Origin of the sequence: Pseudomonas sp. JL3 (genome assembly GCF_031570575.1) — a bacterium.
In the GTDB taxonomy this organism is placed as follows: Bacteria; Pseudomonadota; Gammaproteobacteria; order Pseudomonadales; family Pseudomonadaceae; genus Aquipseudomonas; species Aquipseudomonas cucumis.
The window spans coordinates 186,000-204,085 of the sequence record NZ_JAKWJK010000008.1 but is presented as its reverse complement, the minus strand read 5'-3'; the positions used below and the strand labels follow the sequence as shown (position 1 = coordinate 204,085).

Below are 18,086 nucleotides of genomic sequence, written 5' to 3'. Positions count from 1 at the left end.
TATCGGGCGACCCTGGCGGTGGTTTTTCCTTGACCGGGAACACACTCAGCGCCACTCTGACGCCACTTTTTCACAACACTTTCCACCCCAATTTCGAGGAAAACCCCATGAGCGTTCGCGTCGGGATTGTCATGGATCCTATCGCCAGCATCTCCTATAAAAAGGATAGCTCGCTGGCCATGCTGCTGGCCGCGCAAAAGCGTGGCTGGGAACTGTTCTATATGGAACAGCGCGATTTGTATCAGGCCGAGGGCGAGGCCCGCGCGCGGATGCGGCCGCTGAAAGTCTTCGCCGACCCGCACAAGTGGTTCGAACTGGGCACCGAAAGCGACGCGCTGCTGAGCGATCTGGACGTGATCCTGATGCGCAAGGATCCGCCGTTCGACATGGAGTTCGTTTACTCCACTTACCTGCTGGAGCAAGCCGAGCGCGCCGGCGTGCTGGTGGTCAACAAGCCGCAAAGCCTGCGTGACTGCAACGAGAAGCTGTTCGCCACGCTATTCCCGCAATGCACGCCACCGACCATCGTCAGCCGTCGCCCGGACGTGTTGCGCGAATTCGCCGACCATCACGGTGACGTGATCCTCAAGCCGCTGGACGGCATGGGCGGTTCGTCGATCTTCCGTCACACCGCTGGCCACCCGAACCTGTCGGTGATTCTCGAAACCCTGACCTTGCATGGCCGTCAGCAGATCATGATCCAGGGTTACCTGCCGGCGATCGTTGATGGCGACAAGCGCATCCTGATGATCGACGGCGAGCCAGTGGATTACTGCCTGGCCCGGATTCCCGCGCTCGGTGAAACCCGTGGCAACCTCGCCGCCGGTGGCCGTGGCGAAGCCCGACCGCTGACCGAAAAAGATCGCTGGATTGCTGCACAAGTCGGCCCGACCCTGCGTGAGAAGGGCTTGCTGTTCGTCGGTCTCGACGTAATCGGTGAGCATCTGACCGAAATCAACGTCACCAGCCCGACCTGCATTCGCGAGATCGATAACGCATTCGGCACCGACATTGGTGGCCTTCTGATGGATGCCATCGATCAGAAGCTCAAGACTCGTTGATCGAGAACAGCCAAGAACCGACCAACATTGCGTTATCATCCCCGGCTTGTAAAAAACGCGATGTTGGTTTTCTTGTTATGACACTCCCGTCCGATCTGCCCGTTGAACTCGTCCACCGTGGCGTGCGTCCGGCTGATCGCCTCGGTTTTACCCTGTTTCTGGCGGCGCTGATTCACCTGGCCTTGCTGTTGGGCGTCGGGTTCTCCATGGTCGAACCCAAGCAAATCAGCAAAACCCTGGAAATCACCCTCGCTACTTTCAAAAGCGAAAAGAAGCCTGATAAAGCTGATTTTCTCGCACAGGAAAATCAGGAAGGCAGCGGCACCCTGGAGAAAAAGGCGACACCCAAGACCACCGAGGTCGCGCCCTTCCAGGACAACAAGGTGCAGCAAGTCACCCCACCGCCGGCGGCCAAGCCTCAAGTGCAGGAAGCCGCGCCCAAGGCGTCTGTGACCACCGTCGCACCGAAGCCGAAAAAAGCCGCAACCAAGACCGAAGAGCCCAAGCCCCAAACCAAACCCCAAGTGGCGGCACCGACGTTCGACAGCGCGCAGTTGTCCAGCGACATCGCCAGCCTGGAAGCGGAACTGGCCAACGAACAACAGCTGTACGCCAAGCGCCCGCGCATTCACCGCTTGAGCGCCGCTTCGACCATGCGCGACAAAGGCGCCTGGTACAAAGATGAATGGCGCAAGAAGGTCGAGCGCATCGGCAACCTCAACTACCCCGACGAAGCCCGGCGCAAACAGATTTACGGAAATTTGCGACTGATGGTCTCGATCAACCGCGACGGCTCGCTGTATGAAGTGCTGGTGCTGGAGTCGTCCGGCCAGCCGTTGCTGGACCAGGCGGCGCAGCGCATCGTAAGGCTCGCGGCACCGTTTGCCCCGTTTACCGGGGATCTGTCGGACATCGACCGCCTGGAAATCATCCGCACCTGGAAGTTTGCGCGTGGGGACCGGTTGTCCAGTAATTGACCAGCACAAGCCCGCTCCCGCATTTGATCTATGCCGACCGCCAAATTGCGCCATCCTCGGCTTGTCAGTTCGCCCCTCCAACGCCACACTAGCGCTCATGAAGAACGTCAGCCCCAGCTACCTCAAGCATCACTTCCTGATCGCCATGCCTCACATGGCCGACCCGAACTTTGCGCACACCTTGACCTACATCGTCGAGCACACGGCCAATGGTGCCATGGGGCTGGTGGTCAACCGTCCGCAGGACCTGAACCTGGCCGATATCCTCGAGCAATTGCGCCCCGATATCGAACCGCCCGTGCTTTGCCAGCACGTGCCGATCTTTATTGGTGGCCCGGTGCAAACCGATCGCGGTTTTGTCCTGCACCCGTCGGGAAAAACCTATCAGGCCACCGTTGATCTGGACGGCGAGTTGTCGCTGTCGACCTCCCAGGATGTGCTGTTCGCCATCGCCGACGGCGTCGGCCCCGCTAAAAGCGTGATCACCCTCGGCTACGCCGGTTGGGAAGCCGGGCAACTGGAAGCCGAACTGGCCGACAACGCCTGGCTGACCTGCCCGTTCCATGCCGACATCCTGTTCAACACCAGCAGCGAATTGCGCCTCGAAGCGGCGGCCAAGCACCTGGGTATCAATCTCAGCCTGCTCACCAGCCAGGCGGGGCACGCCTGATGGCCCTGCGGTTGATTTTGGGTTTCGACTACGGCACCAAACAGATCGGCGTTGCGGTCGGCCAAGTGATTACCGGACAGGCCCGCGAGTTGTGCACCTTGAAGGCGCAAAACGGCATTCCCGACTGGAATCAGGTCGAAGCCCTGATTAAAGAGTGGAAACCCGACGCTGTGGTGGTCGGCCTGCCGCTGAACATGGACGGTACGCCCAGCGACATGTGCCTGCGGGCCGAAAAGTTCGCCCGGCGCCTGAACGGCCGCTACAACCTGCCCTTCTATACGCATGACGAGCGCCTGACCACCTTCGAGGCCAAAGGCGAACGCCTGGTCCGTGGCGGCCAGAAAGGCAGTTACCGCGACAACCCGGTCGATGCCATCGCCGCCGCCCTGTTACTGCAAGGCTGGCTCGACGAAAACACCGCACTGTTCGAATCCTGACCGCACCTAATTCTGAAGAGCCGCTGCGGCGTCTCCCTTAGCGACAACCCGAGCCACCACTCAAGCAGCATCGGCTGGGGACAAAGAAGGAGCAAACCATGAGCCTGCCCAATCCCGCCGAACTGATCAGCCAGATGGCGATCCGTCTCAAGGCTTATCTGGAAAACCGTGGTATCAGCGAACCGCGTTACATCGGCATTCGGACCGGTGGCGTCTGGGTCGCGCAGGCGTTGCTCGATGAACTGGGCAGCGATGCGCCCCTGGGCACCCTGGACGTTTCGTTTTACCGCGACGACTTCAGCCAGAACGGCCTGCACCCACAAGTACGCCCATCGGCGCTGCCGTTCGAGATCGAAGGCCAGCACCTGGTGCTGATCGATGACGTGCTGATGAGCGGTCGGACCATCCGCGCCGCGATGAACGAACTCTTCGATTACGGCCGTCCGGCCAGCGTGACGCTGGTGTGCCTGCTGGACCTGGACGCCGGTGAGCTGCCGATCCGCCCGAACGTGGTCGGCGCGACTCTGTCGCTGGCTGCCCATGAGCGCGTGAAGTTGTCTGGCCCGGAACTCAAGCTCGAACTTCAAGACCTCGCCCTTTAATTCGCCCTATTGAGAGTCCCCCTCGCGATGACGCCTCTAGAAACCAAGCGCCCGCTGCAGCTCAATGATCAGGGCCAGCTGCGACACTTCCTCTCGCTCGACGGTTTGCGCCGCGAGTTGTTGACGGAAATCCTCGACACCGCCGACTCGTTCCTCGAAGTCGGCGCCCGGGCGGTGAAGAAAGTCCCGTTGCTGCGCGGCAAGACCGTGTGCAACGTGTTCTTCGAGAACTCCACCCGCACCCGCACCACCTTTGAACTGGCGGCCCAGCGGCTGTCGGCAGACGTGATCACCCTGAACGTGTCCACGTCGTCGGCGAGCAAGGGCGAAACCCTGCTCGACACCCTGCGCAACCTGGAAGCCATGGCCGCCGACATGTTTGTCGTGCGTCACGGTGATTCCGGCGCGGCGCACTTCATCGCCGAGCATGTCTGCCCGCAAGTGGCGATCATCAACGGTGGCGACGGCCGTCACGCCCACCCGACCCAGGGCATGCTCGACATGCTCACCATCCGTCGGCACAAGGGTGGCTTCGAAAACCTCTCGGTGGCCATCGTCGGCGACATCCTGCACTCGCGGGTAGCGCGCTCGAACATGCTGGCCCTGAAAACCCTCGGCTGCCCGGACATCCGCGTGATCGCACCGAAAACCCTGCTGCCCATCGGCATCGAGCAGTACGGCGTGAAGGTCTACACCGACATGACCGAAGGCCTGAAAGACGTCGACGTGGTGATCATGCTGCGCCTGCAGCGTGAACGCATGACCGGCGGCCTGCTGCCGAGCGAAGGCGAGTTCTACCGCCTGTTCGGCCTGACCACCGCGCGCCTGGCCGGGGCCAAACCGGATTGCATCGTCATGCACCCGGGGCCGATCAACCGTGGGGTGGAGATTGAGTCGGCGGTGGCCGACGGTCCGCACTCGGTGATCCTCAACCAGGTGACCTACGGCATCGCGATTCGTATGGCTGTGCTGTCCATGGCCATGAGCGGGCAAACAGCCCAGCGCCAATTCGAGCAGGAGAACGCCCAGTGAAGCTCAGCATTCTCGGCGCACGCGTTATCGATCCGGCCAGCGGCCTGGATCAAGTGACTGATATCCACGTTGAAGCCTGCAAGATCGTCGCCCTTGGCGCCGCTCCAGCGGGTTTCGTTGCAGTAGACACCATCGACGCCAAGGGCCTGGTGGCGGCCCCGGGTCTGGTTGACCTGAACGTCGCCCTGCGCGAGCCGGGCTACAGCCGCAAAGGTTCGATTGCCAGCGAGACCCGCGCCGCTGCCGCCGGTGGCGTGACCAGCCTGTGCTGCCCACCGAAAACCAAACCGGTACTGGACACCTCGGCGGTGGCCGAACTGATCCTCGACCGCGCCCGCGAAGCCGGCAACACCAAAGTCTTCCCGATCGGCGCCCTGAGCAAAGGCCTGGATGGCGAACAGCTGGCCGAACTGGTCGCCTTGCGCGATGCCGGCTGCGTAGCCTTCGGCAATGGTCTGGAGAGTTTCCGCAACACCCGCACCCTGTGCCGGGCGCTGGAATACGCGGCGACGTTCGACCTGACGGTGATTTTCAATTCGCAGGATCACGATTTGGCCGAAGGCGGCCTGGCCCATGAAGGCCCGACCGCGAGTTTCCTCGGCCTGCCGGGCATTCCGGAAACCGCCGAAACCGTGGCCCTGGCCCGGGATCTGCTGCTGGTCGAACAAAGCGGCGTGCGTGCGCACTTCAGCCAGCTCACCAGCGCGCGCGGCGTAGCGCTGATCGCCCAGGCCCAGGCCCGTGGCCTGAAGGTCACGGCGGACGTGGCGTTGTACCAGTTGATCCTCACCGACGAAGCCCTGATCGACTTCAGCAGCCTCTATCACGTCCAGCCACCGCTGCGCACCCGTGCGGACCGCGATGGCCTGCGGGCAGCGCTGAAGTCGGGGGTGGTGTCAGCCATTTCCAGCCATCATCAGCCCCATGAACGCGATGCCAAACTGGCGCCGTTCGGTGCCACCGAGCCGGGCATCAGCAGTGTTGAACTGCTGCTGCCGCTGGCGATGACATTGGTGGAAGACGGTTTGCTGGACTTGCCAACGCTGCTCGCACGACTCAGCGCTGGCCCTGCCGAAGCGTTGCGTCTGCCGGCGGGCAAGCTGGCTGTGGGTGGGCCAGCAGATATCGTACTGTTCGACCCTGCGGCCTCGACCGTTGCCGGTGAGACCTGGCTGTCCAAGGGCGAAAACTGCCCGTTCATTGGTCACAGCCTGCCGGGTGTGGTGCGTTACACCTTGGTGGATGGGCGGATTAGCCACCAGGCGTAAAACCGCGTTGCTCCAATCGCGGGCAAGCCCGCTCCCACAGGGTTATCGGTTGGCCGCAAGATTTGCGGACAATACACATTCACTGTGGGAGCGGGCTTGCCCGCGATGACTTACTGGAAGGCGCCTCTGTTCTGCGCGTTGCGAATCGACACTTGGTCATTCAACGTCCAGAAGTCATACAACACCCCCAGAAAGAACAACCCGCCCGTCACCAGGTACAGCAACCCGCTGATCCACTTTCCCTGGTACATCCGGTGTACGCCGAAAACCCCGAGAAACGTCAGCAGAATCCACGCAACGTTGTATTCGATGGGCCCGGCGGTGAAACGCAGGTCCGCTTCACGATCCATGGCCGGAATCAGAAACAGGTCGATCAGCCAGCCGATACCCAGCAAACCGAAGGTAAAAAACCAGATCGTCCCGGTCACCGGCTTGCCGTAATAGAAGCGGTGAGCCCCGGTAAAACCGAAAATCCACAACAGGTAACCAATCACTTTGCTGTGTGTGTCTTGCTCTGAAACGGGGTGTTGATAGGTGTTCATGGATGACCTCGACTCACACGATAGAGAAATATTCTTGAATTCTTTGTGACTTTTTTACAGGCGGCCGACATACGGCAAATGCTACCTTCACTCCTGTCAAAGCCTTGTAATGCCTGACTTTTGTCCGACAACTCACGGCAATTTTGCCGCTTTTTAGTTCCGTCGCCCCCAGCCTGGATCGACCAACGGCCTCGGAAGGGCCAAAAAAGCTGTTATAAAGTTGCGCGTTCACCCATATGAGCCTTGCCTAATGCGTCCATTTTTCAAGACATGGCTAACCATTTGCCTATTATTGCCCCTGGCCGCCCACGCCACCAATCGTGAGCAACGTCTTCCTAACGTTAATGGTTACACCCCAAAATCCCACGTTTCTGCTCCTTCGAGCAAAAACAAACACACAGTAAAACGCTCCAGCCAACTGAGCAGCGTAAACAGCAAGCTGGTCCCGCCGATGGCGAGCAAGGAAAGCAGCAACGTGTTGAGCCGCGCGGTAAACGTGCTCGGTACGCCTTATCGTTGGGGTGGCAGCAGCCCAAGTAAAGGGTTCGATTGCAGCGGTCTGGTGAAATACGCGTTCAACGACGCCACGTTTGACTTGCCCCGTACCTCGAACGCCATGGCCAGCGGTCATGGCGAGAAAGTCGATCGCAACGATCTGAAGCCAGGCGACCTGATTTTCTTCAAACTCAAGAGCCGCCGGGTGAATCACGTTGCTATCTACCTGGGCAACGACCGCTTCATCCACGCACCGCGCCGTGGCAAGTCGGTGAGCATCGACACCCTGAAGAAACCGTATTGGGAAAGCCACTACGTGGTTGCCAAGCGGGTTCTGCCGAAAGAACAGAATGCGTTGCGGGTTGTTCAGCGTTGATCCGACACTGATCGTTCCCACGCTCTGCGTGGGAATGTAGCCCGGGACGCTCCGCGCCCCCTGCCAAAGCGGACGCAGAGCGTCCATTGAGGCATTCCCACGCAGAGCGTGGGAACGATCAACTTCCTGTCAGAAGTTATCCGGCGACCGCGCCTTCTCCCGCGCATGCTCGCGGCTGATCACGCCCTTGGTCACCAGCTCCTTCAGGCACATATCCAGTGTCTGCATCCCCAGCGACCCTCCGGTCTGAATCGACGAGTACATCTGCGCCACCTTGTCTTCGCGGATCAGGTTACGGATCGCCGAAGTGCCGAGCATGATTTCGTGGGCGGCAACTCGCCCGCCGCCGATTTTCTTGATCAATGTCTGGGACACCACCGCCAGCAACGACTCGGAGAGCATTGAGCGCACCATCGATTTCTCGTCGCCCGGAAACACGTCCACGACCCGGTCGATGGTTTTCGCCGCCGACGTGGTGTGTAGCGTGCCGAACACCAAGTGACCGGTCTCGGCGGCAGTCAAAGCTAGCCGTATAGTCTCCAGATCACGCATTTCCCCTACCAGAATAACGTCCGGGTCTTCGCGAAGGGCCGAGCGCAGCGCCGTGGCGAAGCTGCGGGTATCACGGTGGACTTCACGCTGATTGATCAGGCATTTGCGCGATTCGTGGACGAACTCGATGGGGTCTTCGATGGTGAGGATGTGATGATGGCGATGGTTGTTCAGGTAATCGATCATCGCCGCCAGCGTGGTGGACTTGCCCGATCCGGTCGGGCCGGTCACCAGCACCAGGCCTCGCGGGGCTTCGGTAATCTTGCGAAACACTTCCCCCATGCCCAGATCGTCCATGCTCAGGACCTTCGACGGGATGGTCCGAAATACGGCCCCCGCGCCGCGATTCTGGTTGAAGGCATTGACCCGAAAACGCGCCACGCCGGGCACTTCGAAGGAAAAGTCGGTTTCAAGATGCTTCTCGAAGTCCACCCGCTGGAGGTCGTTCATGATGTCGTAGATCAGTTCATGCACTTCCTTGTGGTCCAGGGCCGGCAGGTTGATGCGTCGCACATCGCCGTCGACACGGATCATCGGTGGCAGGCCGGCGGACAGGTGCAGGTCAGACGCGCCTTGTTTGGCGCTGAAAGCCAGCAGCTCAGTGATATCCATAGCGCTCCTCAATTCCAGTAGAATGCCGCGAACCTTCAGACCGCTGGCGCCTCTTGATGTCCACGATAGCAGACAACATTCTTCAGGTTAGTTCACGCATCCAGGCAGCAGCCAAAGCCGCCCACCGCGATGAGAACAGCATCCAGCTGCTGGCCGTGAGCAAGACCAAGCCCGCCGAGGCCCTGCGTGAAGCCTATGCCGCCGGGATCCGTGACTTTGGCGAAAACTATCTGCAGGAAGCCTTGAGCAAACAGCTCGAGTTGGCCGACCTGCCCTTGATCTGGCACTTCATCGGCCCCATTCAATCGAACAAGACTCGCGCTATCGCCGAGCATTTCGACTGGGTGCATTCCGTGGATCGCTTGAAAATCGCACAACGCCTGTCCGAACAACGCTCTGCCGATTTGCCTCCATTGAACATCTGCATTCAGGTCAACGTCAGTGGTGAAGCCAGCAAGTCCGGCTGCACTCCGGCCGACCTGCCCGCCCTGGCCCATGCCATCAGCGCTCTGCCGCGCTTGAAATTGCGCGGGCTGATGGCGATTCCCGAGCCGACTGAAGATCGCGCCGCCCAGGATGCAGCCTTTGCTGCCGTGCAGAGCCTGCAAGCCAGCCTGAATCTGCCCCTCGACACACTTTCCATGGGCATGAGCCACGACCTCGAGTCGGCCATTGCCCAGGGCGCCACTTGGGTCCGTATCGGTACGGCCCTGTTTGGTGCCCGCGATTACAGTCGACCATGAACATGGCTGACTCACCTATCTATAAGGACCTGACATGAGCAAGACTCGTATTGCCTTTATCGGAGCCGGCAACATGGCCGCCAGCCTGATCGGCGGCCTGCGCGCCAAAGGTCTGGACGCCGCGCAGATCCGCGCCAGCGATCCGGGTGAAGAAACCCGTGCCCGCGTGAGCGCCGAACACGGCATCGAAGTGTTCGCCGACAACGCCGAAGCCATTCAGGGCGTGGACGTGATCGTGCTGGCGGTCAAACCGCAGGCGATGAAAGCCGTTTGCGAAGCCATTCGCCCAAACCTCAAGCCGAACCAACTGGTGGTTTCGATTGCGGCCGGCATCACCTGCGCCAGCATGAAAAACTGGCTGGGTGCCCAGCCTATCGTGCGCTGCATGCCCAACACCCCGGCGCTGCTGCGCCAAGGCGTGAGCGGTTTGTTCGCCACCAGCGAAGTGAGCGCCGAACAACGCCAGCAAGCTGAAGAGCTGCTGTCGGCGGTTGGCATTGCCCTGTGGCTGAACGAAGAACAGCAACTGGACGCGGTCACCGCCGTTTCCGGCTCGGGCCCGGCGTATTTCTTCCTGCTGATCGAAGCCATGACCGCCGCTGGCGTGAAGCTCGGTCTGCCAGCGGACATCGCCGCACAACTGACCGTGCAAACCGCTTTGGGTGCTGCACACATGGCAGTCGCAAGCGATGTCGACGCGGCTGAACTGCGTCGTCGCGTGACGTCGCCTGCGGGCACCACCGAAGCGGCGATCAAGTCGTTTCAGGCCGGCGGCTTCGAAGCCCTGGTAGAAAAAGCACTCGGCGCCGCTGCGCACCGCTCGGCCGAGATGGCTGAGCAACTCGGTCGCTAATCAGCTCTTACAAAGGAATCAATGATGCTCGGACTCAATGACGCTGCCATTTTTGTGATTCAAACCCTGAGCAGCCTGTATCTGCTGATCGTGCTGCTGCGCTTCATCCTGCAACTGGTGCGGGCGAACTTCTACAACCCGCTCTGCCAGTTCGCCGTGAAAGCCACTCAACCGCTGCTCAAGCCATTGCGTCGGGTTATCCCGAGCATGTTCGGGCTGGACATGTCGTCGCTGGTACTGGCGTTGATCGTGCAAATGGCACTGTATGCGGTCATCCTGCTGCTCCGTGGCTACGAGGTTGACGTGCTGTTTCTGGCGCCGTGGGCATTGATTGGTATCTTTGCGCTGTTTTTGAAGATCCTGTTCTGGGCGATGATTATCAGCGTGATTCTGTCCTGGGTTGCTCCGGGGACCCACAATCCTGGCGCAGAACTGGTCCAGCAGATCACGGAACCGGTACTCGCGCCGTTCCGCCGGATCGTGCCGAACCTGGGCGGCCTGGACATCTCGCCGATCTTCGCGTTTATCGCGCTGCAGTTGCTGCAAAGCTGGCTGATTCCACGCCTCGCGTACTACGCCCTCATGCCGAAGGAACTGTTCGGCCTGATCTGATGAGCTACTTTCGCTGGGACGGTGATGACCTGATTCTGGAATGTCACCTGCAACCTGCGGCCCGCAGCGATGATTTCTGCGGGCTGCATGGCGATCGCCTGAAGATCCGCCTGACCGCACCGCCCGTTGAAGGCAAGGCCAATGCGTACCTGATGGCATTTCTGGCCAAGGCGTTCGGGGTTTCCAAGAGTCAGGTGAGTTTGATCAGCGGAGAGCTGAACCGGCAGAAGCGGGTTCGGATCTGTTCGCCGAAGAAGCTGCCCGATTTGCCGGGATTGACCCTGCCTTGATCATTCCCTCGCGCAGCAAAGGAATGCAGCCCGGGACGCTCCGGGTCCCTGCCGAAGCGGACGCAGAGCGTCCATTGTGGCATTCCTTTGCTGCGCGTGGGAACGATCATGGGTCGTAGCTTGCTGCTACGGGCAGCGGTCTTTAGACTTACGCCTCATTTCAATGAGAGCAGGGTCGATGCCAGCTGCCTTTCCCCCCGATTCTGTTGGTCTGGTGACGCCGCAAGTGGCGCACTTCAGTGAACCCCTGGCCTTGGCCTGCGGACGTTCGCTGCCCGCTTATGACCTGATCTACGAAACCTACGGCACGCTGAACGCTACGGCGAGCAATGCCGTGCTGATCTGCCACGCCTTGTCCGGTCACCATCACGCTGCCGGCTTCCACAGCCCCGACGACCGCAAACCCGGTTGGTGGGACAGCTGCATCGGCCCCGGCAAGCCGATCGACACCAACAAGTTCTTCGTGGTCAGCCTGAATAATCTCGGCGGCTGCAACGGCTCCACCGGCCCCAGCAGCATCAATCCGGAAACCGGCAAGCCATTCGGTGCCGATTTCCCGGTGCTGACCGTGGAAGACTGGGTCCACAGCCAGGCACGTCTCGCCGACTTGCTCGGCATCCGCCAATGGGCGGCGGTGATCGGCGGCAGCCTCGGCGGCATGCAGGCCTTGCAGTGGACCATCACCTACCCGGACCGCGTGCGGCACTGCCTGGCCATCGCCTCGGCACCGAAATTGTCGGCTCAGAACATCGCGTTCAACGAAGTTGCACGCCAGGCGATCCTCACCGACCCGGAGTTCCACGGCGGCTCGTTCCAGGAAGCGGGTGTGATCCCCAAGCGCGGGCTGATGCTGGCGCGGATGGTCGGGCACATCACGTACCTGTCCGACGACTCCATGGGCGAGAAATTCGGTCGCGGCCTGAAGAGCGAAAAGCTCAACTACGACTTCCACAGCGTCGAGTTTCAGGTCGAAAGCTACCTGCGGTATCAGGGCGAAGAGTTTTCCGGACGTTTCGACGCCAACACCTATCTGCTGATGACCAAGGCGCTGGACTACTTCGACCCGGCAGCGAACTTCGACAATGATCTGGCGAAAACCTTCGCCAATGCCCAGGCCAGGTTCTGCGTGATGTCCTTCACCACCGACTGGCGCTTCTCCCCTGCCCGCTCGCGGGAACTGGTGGACGCGCTGATGGCGGCCAGGAAAGACGTCTGCTACCTGGAGATCGATGCTCCGCAAGGCCACGATGCCTTCCTGATTCCGATCCCGCGTTATTTGCAGGCCTTCAGCAATTACATGAACCGTATAGCGCTTTGAGGAAGACATGAGAGCCGATCTGGAAATCATCCAGGAATGGATCCCCGCCGGCAGCCGCGTGCTCGACCTCGGTTGCGGTGACGGCGAGTTGCTGACCTGGCTGCGTGACCACAAACAGGTCACCGGCTATGGCCTGGAAAACGACCCGGACAACATTGCCGAATGCGTGGCCAAGGGCATCAACGTCATCGAGCAGGACCTGGACAAGGGCCTGGGCAACTTCGCCAGCAACAGCTTCGACATCGTGGTCATGACCCAGGCCCTGCAAGCTGTGCACTACCCGGACAAGATCCTCGACGAGATGCTGCGGGTCGGTCGCCAGTGCATCATCACCTTCCCCAACTTCGGCCACTGGCGCTGCCGCTGGTACCTGGCGAGCAAGGGCCGGATGCCGGTTTCGGAGTTTCTTCCGTACACCTGGTACAACACACCGAACATCCACTTCTGCACTTTCGAAGACTTTGAAGCGCTGTGTCGCGAACGTGAAGCCAAGGTCATTGATCGGCTTGCCGTGGATCAACAGCATCGGCATGGGTGGGCCAGTAAGCTATGGCCTAATCTGTTAGGTGAGATCGGCATCTACCGCGTCAGCAGCCCCGGTCTGCCGGACCACAAGGTCGCGGTCTGAATCACGACACTTCGAGGAGAACAATCATGGGTCGTCTAGCACTGTTTTTACTTACTGCCTGCCTGAGCGTCACCGCCATGGCCGCCGACGTCATCAAAGGCGAGCGCAAGGAAACCTTTGGCGACGTGACGGTGCATTACAACACCTTCAACTCCACCTTCCTGACGCCGGAGATCGCCAAAGCGGCCGAGCTGACCCGCAGCAAGAATCAGGGCGTGATCAACGTCTCGGTACTGAAGGAAGGTAAACCACAGACAGCTCAGGTCAGCGGCACGGTCAAAGACCTGACCAGTCAAAGCATCCCGCTGAAGTTCAAGCAGATCACTGAAACAGGCGCGGTGTACTACATCGCCCAGTTCCCGGTGGATCAGCAGGAAATCCGCACCTTCGACATCAAGGTGAAGACCGGCGACAAAACCAACACCATCAGTTTTCAACAAGAGCTTTTCCCTGGCCAATGATGAATTTCACGCAACTCGTACTGGCCAGCCATAACGCCGGCAAACTCAAGGAACTCCAGGCCATGCTCGGCGAATCGGTGCACTTGCGCTCGATCGGCGAGTTCAGCAGCGTCGAGCCTGAAGAAACCGGCCTGTCGTTCGTCGAGAACGCCATTCTCAAGGCCCGCAATGCCTCGCGCATTTCCGGTCTGCCGGCCTTGGCCGACGATTCGGGGTTGGCGGTGGATTTCCTCGGCGGGGCGCCGGGTATCTATTCGGCCCGTTACGCTGACGGCAAAGGCGATGCGGCGAACAACGCCAAACTGCTCGACGTCTTGAAAAACGTGCCCGAAGCCGAGCGCGGCGCGCAGTTCGTCTGTGTGCTGGCGCTGGTGCGACATGCCGACGATCCGTTGCCGATCCTCTGTGAAGGCCTGTGGCATGGGCGCATCCTGACCCAGGCCAGTGGTGAACACGGCTTTGGCTACGATCCGCTGTTCTGGGTGCCGGAACGTGAATGCTCCAGTGCCGAGCTTAAGCCCAACGACAAGAACCAGATCAGTCACCGCGCCCGTGCAATGGATCTGCTGCGCCAGCGTCTGGGCCTGAAATGACCATTGAATCATCCGCGTCGCCGCTGATCTTCGGCGGCGCGCAATCGCCTCGGGCCGCTTTGCCTGTGCTGCCGCCCCTGGCGCTGTACATCCACATTCCGTGGTGTGTACGCAAATGCCCTTATTGCGACTTCAACTCCCACACCGCCAGCCCCGTGCTGCCGGAGCAAGAGTATGTCGACGCCTTGCTGGCCGACCTCGATCAAGACCTGCATGCGGTCTATGGCCGCGAGCTGAGTTCGATCTTCTTTGGTGGCGGCACGCCGAGCCTGTTCAGTGCTGAAGCGTTGGGCCGCTTGCTCAAGGGTGTCGAGCAACGCATCCCGTTTGCCAGCGACATCGAAATCACCCTGGAAGCCAACCCCGGAACGTTCGAGCAGGAGAAGTTCCGCGCCTACCGGGCGCTGGGCATCAATCGCTTGTCGATCGGCATCCAGAGTTTTCAGGAAGAGAAACTCAAGGCCCTGGGGCGGATTCACAACGGTGATGAAGCCGTGCGTGCCGCCGGCATGGCCCGTCAGGCCGGTTTCGACAACTTCAATCTGGACCTGATGCATGGTTTGCCCGATCAGTCCCTGGACGACGCCCTGAACGACCTGCGCCAGGCCATTGCCCTGAAGCCGACGCACCTGTCCTGGTATCAGCTGACGCTGGAACCGAACACGGTGTTCTGGAACCAGCCGCCGACGCTGCCGGAAGACGACACCCTGTGGGACATTCAAGAGGCCGGTCAGGCGCTGTTGGCCGAACACGGTTACGCGCAATACGAAGTCTCGGCCTATGCCCTGCCCGGTCGTCCAGCGCGGCATAACCTCAATTACTGGAGTTTCGGCGACTTCATCGGCATCGGTGCCGGCGCCCACGGCAAGCTCAGCCATCCGGACGGGCGCATCGTACGCACCTGGAAGACCCGTTTGCCGAAGGACTATCTCAACCCGGCCAAGAGCTTCCAGGCCGGCGAGAAAGCCCTGACTAACGAAGAGCTGCCGTTCGAGTTTTTGATGAACGCCTTGCGCCTGAGCGAGGGCGTCGAAGCGCGGTTGTATCCGGAGCGCACCGGGCTGCCCCTGGAAAGCCTCGCCGAAGGCCGTCGCGAGGCCGAACAAAGTGGCTTGTTGCAGGTCGAACCGTCACGTCTGGCGGCCACGCTGCGCGGACAACTCTTTCTCAATGACTTGCTGCAGAATTTTCTGACATAAGGAAACCGAATGGATCTGGTACTCGACCTGCTCGCCACCGTGTCCCGCTGGAGTCGTAGCAACCTGTCGGAAATCTCTCTGGCACTGGTGGGCTGTTTGCTGGTGCTGTTTGGCGCCGACATCAAAGGTTGGGTCGACCAACGCCTGGGCAGCATCGCCGGCGCCTTGCGCGTCCCGCTGATGGCCCTGCTGTGCATGGTCGGCAGCGGCGTGGCGCTGATCTATGCAACACCATGGATCATCAAAGGCCTGAGCCAGTTCAACAACTACAGCCTGGCGCCGGTGTTGTTGGTGGTGCTGGTGTTGATCGGCGTCGTCGCAGACCGCCGCTGAGTGCTGATGATCGTTCCCACGCTCTGCGTGGGAATGCAGCCAGGGACGCTCCGCGTCCCATTCAGAGCCGAACGCAGAGCGTCCGTTGAGGCATTCCCACGCGGAACGTGGGAACGATCACAGCATTGTGGTTTAAGACTGTTTTTCGAACTTCAAATCCCACACGCCATGCCCAAGACGTTCGCCGCGGCGTTCGAACTTGGTGATCGGGCGTTCAGCCGGGCGTGGGACGCATTTGCCGTCTTCGGCGAGGTTGCGATAGCCCGGCGCGACGTTCATCACTTCCAGCATGTACTCGGCGTACGGTTCCCAGTCGGTGGCCATGTGCAACACACCGCCGACTTTCAACTTGCTGCGCACCAACTCAGCGAATGACGCCTGAACGATACGACGCTTGTGGTGACGACTCTTGTGCCACGGGTCCGGGAAAAACAGCATCAGGCGATCGAGGCTGTTGTCGGCGATGCAACGGTTGAGCACTTCGATCGCATCGCAATCGTAGACGCGCAGGTTGGTCAGGCCCTGAGTCAGCACGCCATTGAGTAGCGCGCCGACACCCGGACGATGCACCTCAACGCCGATGAAATCCTGCTCTGGCGAGGCCGCGGCCATTTCCAGCAGCGAATGGCCCATGCCGAAACCGATTTCCAGCGAGCGCGGTGCCGAGCGACCGAACACCTGATCGAAGTCCACCGGCGCGTCGGCCAGAGGCAGTACGAACAGCGGCGTGCCTTGGTCCAGACCGCGCTGTTGGCCTTCGGTCATGCGCCCGGCGCGCATCACGAAACTTTTGATGCGGCGGTGTTGGCGCTCTTCGCCTTCTTCCGTCTGGATAGGCGTGTCGTTTGATTCAGTCATCAATGGCTCTTACTTGATCAGACCATCCAGCGGCGAGGAGGCGCTGGCATAGAGTTTTTTCGGCATGCGGCCGGCGAGGTAGGCCAAGCGACCTGCAACGATGGCGTGTTTCATGGCTTCAGCCATCATGATCGGCTGCTGGGCATGGGCGATGGCCGAGTTCATCAGCACCGCTTCGCAACCCAGTTCCATGGCGATGGTGGCGTCGGAAGCCGTACCGACCCCAGCATCCACCAGCACCGGAATTTTCGCTTCTTCGAGGATGATCTGCAGGTTGTACGGGTTGCAGATCCCCAGGCCTGTGCCGATCAGACCGGCCAGCGGCATGACCGCGATAACGCCGATTTCCGCCAGTTGACGGGCAATGATCGGGTCATCGCTGGTGTAGACCATCACGTCGAAGCCTTCCTTGACCAGCACTTCGGCGGCCTTGAGGGTTTCGATCACGTTGGGGAACAGGGTTTTCTGGTCCGCCAGCACTTCCAGCTTCACCAGGTTGTGGCCGCCGAGCAGCTCACGGGCCAGGCGGCAGGTGCGCACAGCCTCGGTAGCGTCGAAGCAGCCGGCGGTGTTAGGCAGGAAGGTGTAGCGATCCGGTGACAGGACTTCGAGCAGGTTCGGTTCGCCCGGGTTCTGGCCGAGGTTGGTGCGGCGCACGGCGAAGGTGACGATCTCGGCACCCGAGGCTTCGATGGCCAGGCGGGTTTCTTCCATGTCACGGTACTTGCCGGTGCCTACCAGCAAACGCGACTGGTAAGTACGACCGGCCAGGACGAAGGGCTTGTCGCTACGAACGATGCTCATGGGAAATCCTCTGTAGGGGTGAGGTTCTTGCAGAATATTCTGTGGCCGCTCGGGCCTAGCGGCTAGCCGCCGCCGATGGCGTGTACCACTTCGACCGAATCGCCGTCGTTCAGCGTGGTTTCTGCGTGCTGGCTGCGCGGGACGATATCCAGATTGAGTTCGACCGCCACCCGGCGTCCAGTCAGTTCCAGACGGGTCAGCAGGGCCGCAACGGTTTCACCGTCGGGCAGTTCAAGGGATTCGCCGTTCAATTGAATGCGCATACCGAATGCCGCCATCATTTTTAGGGGCTGGCATTCTAGCCCGATCAGTCAGGCCGACCCAAGCCATTCGTCACGAAATGGACCGCGTGGTCAGCTCAACCGCCAAGCGGCAAGCCCCAGGCAAACCCAGCCGACCAGGAACGCCAGGCCACCGAAGGGCGTAACGATCCCGAGCTTGCTGATACCCGTTATCGTCAGCAGGTACAGGCTGCCGGAAAACAACAGAATGCCAATAGCAAATGATGCGCCGGCCCAGGTAATCAGTCGACCGGGAATTTGCGTGGCGAGCAGCGCTACACCCAGCAACGCCAAGGTGTGCACCAGTTGATAGGTGACGCCCGTATGGAAAATCGCCAGGTAGTCGGCGCTCAAGCGGCTTTTCAGGCCATGGGCAGCGAATGCGCCCAAGGCAACACCGGTGAAGCCGAAAAAAGCAGCCAGCATCAGGAAGCCACGCAACATGAGAACTCCAGTCAGACTCGATCAACAGGGTCTGTATAATGGCCG

Annotated in this window: 24 protein-coding genes; 18 read left to right on the top strand and 6 right to left on the bottom strand. The window is 60.5% G+C overall.

The genetic code is table 11. The features are described from left to right. Window positions 1-107: 107 nt before the first annotated feature. The 7 genes from gshB (at window position 108) to MMG91_RS16405 (ending at window position 6,047) form a co-directional block, all read left to right on the top strand. Window positions 108-1,061, top strand: a complete 954-nt coding sequence (gshB, locus tag MMG91_RS16435) for a glutathione synthase (RefSeq protein WP_310660162.1) — start codon at window positions 108-110, stop codon at window positions 1,059-1,061. A gap of 77 nt (window positions 1,062-1,138) precedes the next feature. Continuing rightward, window positions 1,139-2,038: an energy transducer TonB gene (locus MMG91_RS16430; RefSeq protein WP_310660161.1), complete on the top strand. Its 900-nt coding sequence runs from the start codon at window positions 1,139-1,141 to the stop codon at window positions 2,036-2,038. Window positions 2,039-2,135: 97 nt separating this feature from the next. After that, on the top strand, window positions 2,136-2,708 hold the full coding sequence (locus MMG91_RS16425) for a YqgE/AlgH family protein (RefSeq protein ID WP_019650230.1): 573 nt from the start codon (window positions 2,136-2,138) through the stop codon (window positions 2,706-2,708). Then, on the top strand, window positions 2,708-3,145 hold the full coding sequence (ruvX, locus tag MMG91_RS16420; RefSeq protein ID WP_007897947.1) for a Holliday junction resolvase RuvX: 438 nt from the start codon (window positions 2,708-2,710) through the stop codon (window positions 3,143-3,145). The genes MMG91_RS16425 and ruvX overlap by 1 nt, the downstream gene beginning before the upstream one ends. Before the next feature lie 98 nt (window positions 3,146-3,243). After that, on the top strand, window positions 3,244-3,747 hold the full coding sequence (gene pyrR, locus MMG91_RS16415) for a bifunctional pyr operon transcriptional regulator/uracil phosphoribosyltransferase PyrR (RefSeq protein ID WP_310660160.1): 504 nt from the start codon (window positions 3,244-3,246) through the stop codon (window positions 3,745-3,747). A gap of 27 nt (window positions 3,748-3,774) precedes the next feature. Beyond that, entirely contained in the window at window positions 3,775-4,779 is a 1,005-nt protein-coding gene (locus tag MMG91_RS16410) for an aspartate carbamoyltransferase catalytic subunit (protein WP_007897943.1), read from the top strand. Continuing rightward, complete coding sequence (locus tag MMG91_RS16405) at window positions 4,776-6,047, top strand: dihydroorotase (protein ID WP_123719686.1); 1,272 nt, start codon at window positions 4,776-4,778, stop codon at window positions 6,045-6,047. The genes MMG91_RS16410 and MMG91_RS16405 overlap by 4 nt, the downstream gene beginning before the upstream one ends. Window positions 6,048-6,157: 110 nt before the next feature. Here the strand turns inward: MMG91_RS16405 and MMG91_RS16400 are convergent, their stop codons facing one another. Further along, a complete protein-coding gene (locus MMG91_RS16400) occupies window positions 6,158-6,589 on the bottom strand; it encodes a TM2 domain-containing protein (protein ID WP_123719687.1) in 432 nt (143 codons plus the stop codon). Between the two features lie 250 nt (window positions 6,590-6,839). On the opposite strand from MMG91_RS16400, the gene MMG91_RS16395 reads away from it, so the two are divergent. Then, a complete protein-coding gene (locus tag MMG91_RS16395) occupies window positions 6,840-7,460 on the top strand; it encodes a C40 family peptidase (protein ID WP_310660159.1) in 621 nt (206 codons plus the stop codon). Window positions 7,461-7,589: 129 nt separating this feature from the next. Here MMG91_RS16395 and MMG91_RS16390 read toward each other — a convergent pair whose 3' ends face one another. Then, window positions 7,590-8,624 (bottom strand): type IV pilus twitching motility protein PilT, encoded by a 1,035-nt coding sequence (locus tag MMG91_RS16390; protein ID WP_123500239.1) that lies wholly within the window; start codon window positions 8,622-8,624, stop codon window positions 7,590-7,592. 56 nt (window positions 8,625-8,680) lie between these two features. Between MMG91_RS16390 and MMG91_RS16385 the strand changes: the two genes are divergently transcribed. From MMG91_RS16385 to MMG91_RS16340, 10 genes are all read left to right on the top strand, one after another. Then, window positions 8,681-9,367 carry a YggS family pyridoxal phosphate-dependent enzyme gene (locus MMG91_RS16385; protein ID WP_310660158.1) on the top strand — a complete coding sequence of 229 codons (687 nt, stop codon included), beginning with the start codon at window positions 8,681-8,683 and terminating at the stop codon, window positions 9,365-9,367. A gap of 34 nt (window positions 9,368-9,401) precedes the next feature. Then, window positions 9,402-10,220 carry a pyrroline-5-carboxylate reductase gene (proC, locus tag MMG91_RS16380; protein ID WP_305503650.1) on the top strand — a complete coding sequence of 273 codons (819 nt, stop codon included), beginning with the start codon at window positions 9,402-9,404 and terminating at the stop codon, window positions 10,218-10,220. Between the two features lie 24 nt (window positions 10,221-10,244). After that, window positions 10,245-10,832, top strand: a complete 588-nt coding sequence (locus MMG91_RS16375; protein WP_310660157.1) for a YggT family protein — start codon at window positions 10,245-10,247, stop codon at window positions 10,830-10,832. After that, window positions 10,832-11,122 carry a DUF167 domain-containing protein gene (locus tag MMG91_RS16370; protein WP_310660156.1) on the top strand — a complete coding sequence of 97 codons (291 nt, stop codon included), beginning with the start codon at window positions 10,832-10,834 and terminating at the stop codon, window positions 11,120-11,122. Before MMG91_RS16375 ends, MMG91_RS16370 begins: the two co-directional genes overlap by 1 nt. 178 nt (window positions 11,123-11,300) lie before the next feature. Continuing rightward, the gene (locus MMG91_RS16365) at window positions 11,301-12,440 is read left to right on the top strand and encodes a homoserine O-acetyltransferase (RefSeq protein ID WP_217857473.1); all 1,140 of its coding nucleotides are present in this window, start codon (window positions 11,301-11,303) and stop codon (window positions 12,438-12,440) included. A 7-nt stretch (window positions 12,441-12,447) separates the two neighbouring features. Next, window positions 12,448-13,068: a methionine biosynthesis protein MetW gene (gene metW, locus MMG91_RS16360; protein ID WP_007939351.1), complete on the top strand. Its 621-nt coding sequence runs from the start codon at window positions 12,448-12,450 to the stop codon at window positions 13,066-13,068. Window positions 13,069-13,094: 26 nt separating this feature from the next. Then, on the top strand, window positions 13,095-13,529 hold the full coding sequence (locus MMG91_RS16355) for a DUF4426 domain-containing protein (RefSeq protein ID WP_310660155.1): 435 nt from the start codon (window positions 13,095-13,097) through the stop codon (window positions 13,527-13,529). Then, complete coding sequence (rdgB, locus tag MMG91_RS16350) at window positions 13,526-14,122, top strand: RdgB/HAM1 family non-canonical purine NTP pyrophosphatase (protein ID WP_310660154.1); 597 nt, start codon at window positions 13,526-13,528, stop codon at window positions 14,120-14,122. Before MMG91_RS16355 ends, rdgB begins: the two co-directional genes overlap by 4 nt. Continuing rightward, window positions 14,119-15,321, top strand: a complete 1,203-nt coding sequence (hemW, locus tag MMG91_RS16345; protein ID WP_310660153.1) for a radical SAM family heme chaperone HemW — start codon at window positions 14,119-14,121, stop codon at window positions 15,319-15,321. The genes rdgB and hemW overlap by 4 nt, the downstream gene beginning before the upstream one ends. 9 nt (window positions 15,322-15,330) lie before the next feature. Beyond that, a complete protein-coding gene (locus tag MMG91_RS16340; RefSeq protein ID WP_007897907.1) occupies window positions 15,331-15,654 on the top strand; it encodes a DUF3392 domain-containing protein in 324 nt (107 codons plus the stop codon). A 132-nt stretch (window positions 15,655-15,786) separates the two neighbouring features. Here the strand turns inward: MMG91_RS16340 and trmB are convergent, their stop codons facing one another. The 4 genes from trmB to MMG91_RS16320 form a co-directional block, all read right to left on the bottom strand. Next, a complete protein-coding gene (trmB, locus tag MMG91_RS16335) occupies window positions 15,787-16,512 on the bottom strand; it encodes a tRNA (guanosine(46)-N7)-methyltransferase TrmB (RefSeq protein ID WP_305447269.1) in 726 nt (241 codons plus the stop codon). Between the two features lie 9 nt (window positions 16,513-16,521). Continuing rightward, a complete protein-coding gene (locus MMG91_RS16330) occupies window positions 16,522-17,316 on the bottom strand; it encodes a thiazole synthase (protein WP_008068101.1) in 795 nt (264 codons plus the stop codon). Window positions 17,317-17,378: 62 nt separating this feature from the next. After that, window positions 17,379-17,579: a sulfur carrier protein ThiS gene (gene thiS, locus MMG91_RS16325; RefSeq protein WP_007897898.1), complete on the bottom strand. Its 201-nt coding sequence runs from the start codon at window positions 17,577-17,579 to the stop codon at window positions 17,379-17,381. 90 nt (window positions 17,580-17,669) lie between these two features. Beyond that, the gene (locus MMG91_RS16320) at window positions 17,670-18,041 is read right to left on the bottom strand and encodes a DUF423 domain-containing protein (protein WP_305447271.1); all 372 of its coding nucleotides are present in this window, start codon (window positions 18,039-18,041) and stop codon (window positions 17,670-17,672) included. Between the last annotated feature and the right edge of the window lie 45 nt (window positions 18,042-18,086).

Coding starts and splice junctions, on each gene's coding strand:
- trmB (WP_305447269.1), bottom strand. CDS start 16,512: ATGACTGAATCAAACGACACGCCTATCCAGACGGAAGAAGGCGAAGAG.
- ruvX (WP_007897947.1), top strand. CDS start 2,708: ATGGCCCTGCGGTTGATTTTGGGTTTCGACTACGGCACCAAACAGATC.
- MMG91_RS16330 (WP_008068101.1), bottom strand. CDS start 17,316: ATGAGCATCGTTCGTAGCGACAAGCCCTTCGTCCTGGCCGGTCGTACT.
- gshB (WP_310660162.1), top strand. CDS start 108: ATGAGCGTTCGCGTCGGGATTGTCATGGATCCTATCGCCAGCATCTCC.
- MMG91_RS16355 (WP_310660155.1), top strand. CDS start 13,095: ATGGGTCGTCTAGCACTGTTTTTACTTACTGCCTGCCTGAGCGTCACC.
- MMG91_RS16340 (WP_007897907.1), top strand. CDS start 15,331: ATGGATCTGGTACTCGACCTGCTCGCCACCGTGTCCCGCTGGAGTCGT.
- MMG91_RS16320 (WP_305447271.1), bottom strand. CDS start 18,041: ATGTTGCGTGGCTTCCTGATGCTGGCTGCTTTTTTCGGCTTCACCGGT.
- MMG91_RS16375 (WP_310660157.1), top strand. CDS start 10,245: ATGCTCGGACTCAATGACGCTGCCATTTTTGTGATTCAAACCCTGAGC.
- MMG91_RS16390 (WP_123500239.1), bottom strand. CDS start 8,624: ATGGATATCACTGAGCTGCTGGCTTTCAGCGCCAAACAAGGCGCGTCT.
- MMG91_RS16385 (WP_310660158.1), top strand. CDS start 8,681: ATGTCCACGATAGCAGACAACATTCTTCAGGTTAGTTCACGCATCCAG.
- MMG91_RS16430 (WP_310660161.1), top strand. CDS start 1,139: ATGACACTCCCGTCCGATCTGCCCGTTGAACTCGTCCACCGTGGCGTG.
- MMG91_RS16365 (WP_217857473.1), top strand. CDS start 11,301: ATGCCAGCTGCCTTTCCCCCCGATTCTGTTGGTCTGGTGACGCCGCAA.
- pyrR (WP_310660160.1), top strand. CDS start 3,244: ATGAGCCTGCCCAATCCCGCCGAACTGATCAGCCAGATGGCGATCCGT.
- rdgB (WP_310660154.1), top strand. CDS start 13,526: ATGATGAATTTCACGCAACTCGTACTGGCCAGCCATAACGCCGGCAAA.
- hemW (WP_310660153.1), top strand. CDS start 14,119: ATGACCATTGAATCATCCGCGTCGCCGCTGATCTTCGGCGGCGCGCAA.
- thiS (WP_007897898.1), bottom strand. CDS start 17,579: ATGCGCATTCAATTGAACGGCGAATCCCTTGAACTGCCCGACGGTGAA.
- proC (WP_305503650.1), top strand. CDS start 9,402: ATGAGCAAGACTCGTATTGCCTTTATCGGAGCCGGCAACATGGCCGCC.
- metW (WP_007939351.1), top strand. CDS start 12,448: ATGAGAGCCGATCTGGAAATCATCCAGGAATGGATCCCCGCCGGCAGC.
- MMG91_RS16395 (WP_310660159.1), top strand. CDS start 6,840: ATGCGTCCATTTTTCAAGACATGGCTAACCATTTGCCTATTATTGCCC.
- MMG91_RS16370 (WP_310660156.1), top strand. CDS start 10,832: ATGAGCTACTTTCGCTGGGACGGTGATGACCTGATTCTGGAATGTCAC.
- MMG91_RS16400 (WP_123719687.1), bottom strand. CDS start 6,589: ATGAACACCTATCAACACCCCGTTTCAGAGCAAGACACACACAGCAAA.
- MMG91_RS16425 (WP_019650230.1), top strand. CDS start 2,136: ATGAAGAACGTCAGCCCCAGCTACCTCAAGCATCACTTCCTGATCGCC.
- MMG91_RS16410 (WP_007897943.1), top strand. CDS start 3,775: ATGACGCCTCTAGAAACCAAGCGCCCGCTGCAGCTCAATGATCAGGGC.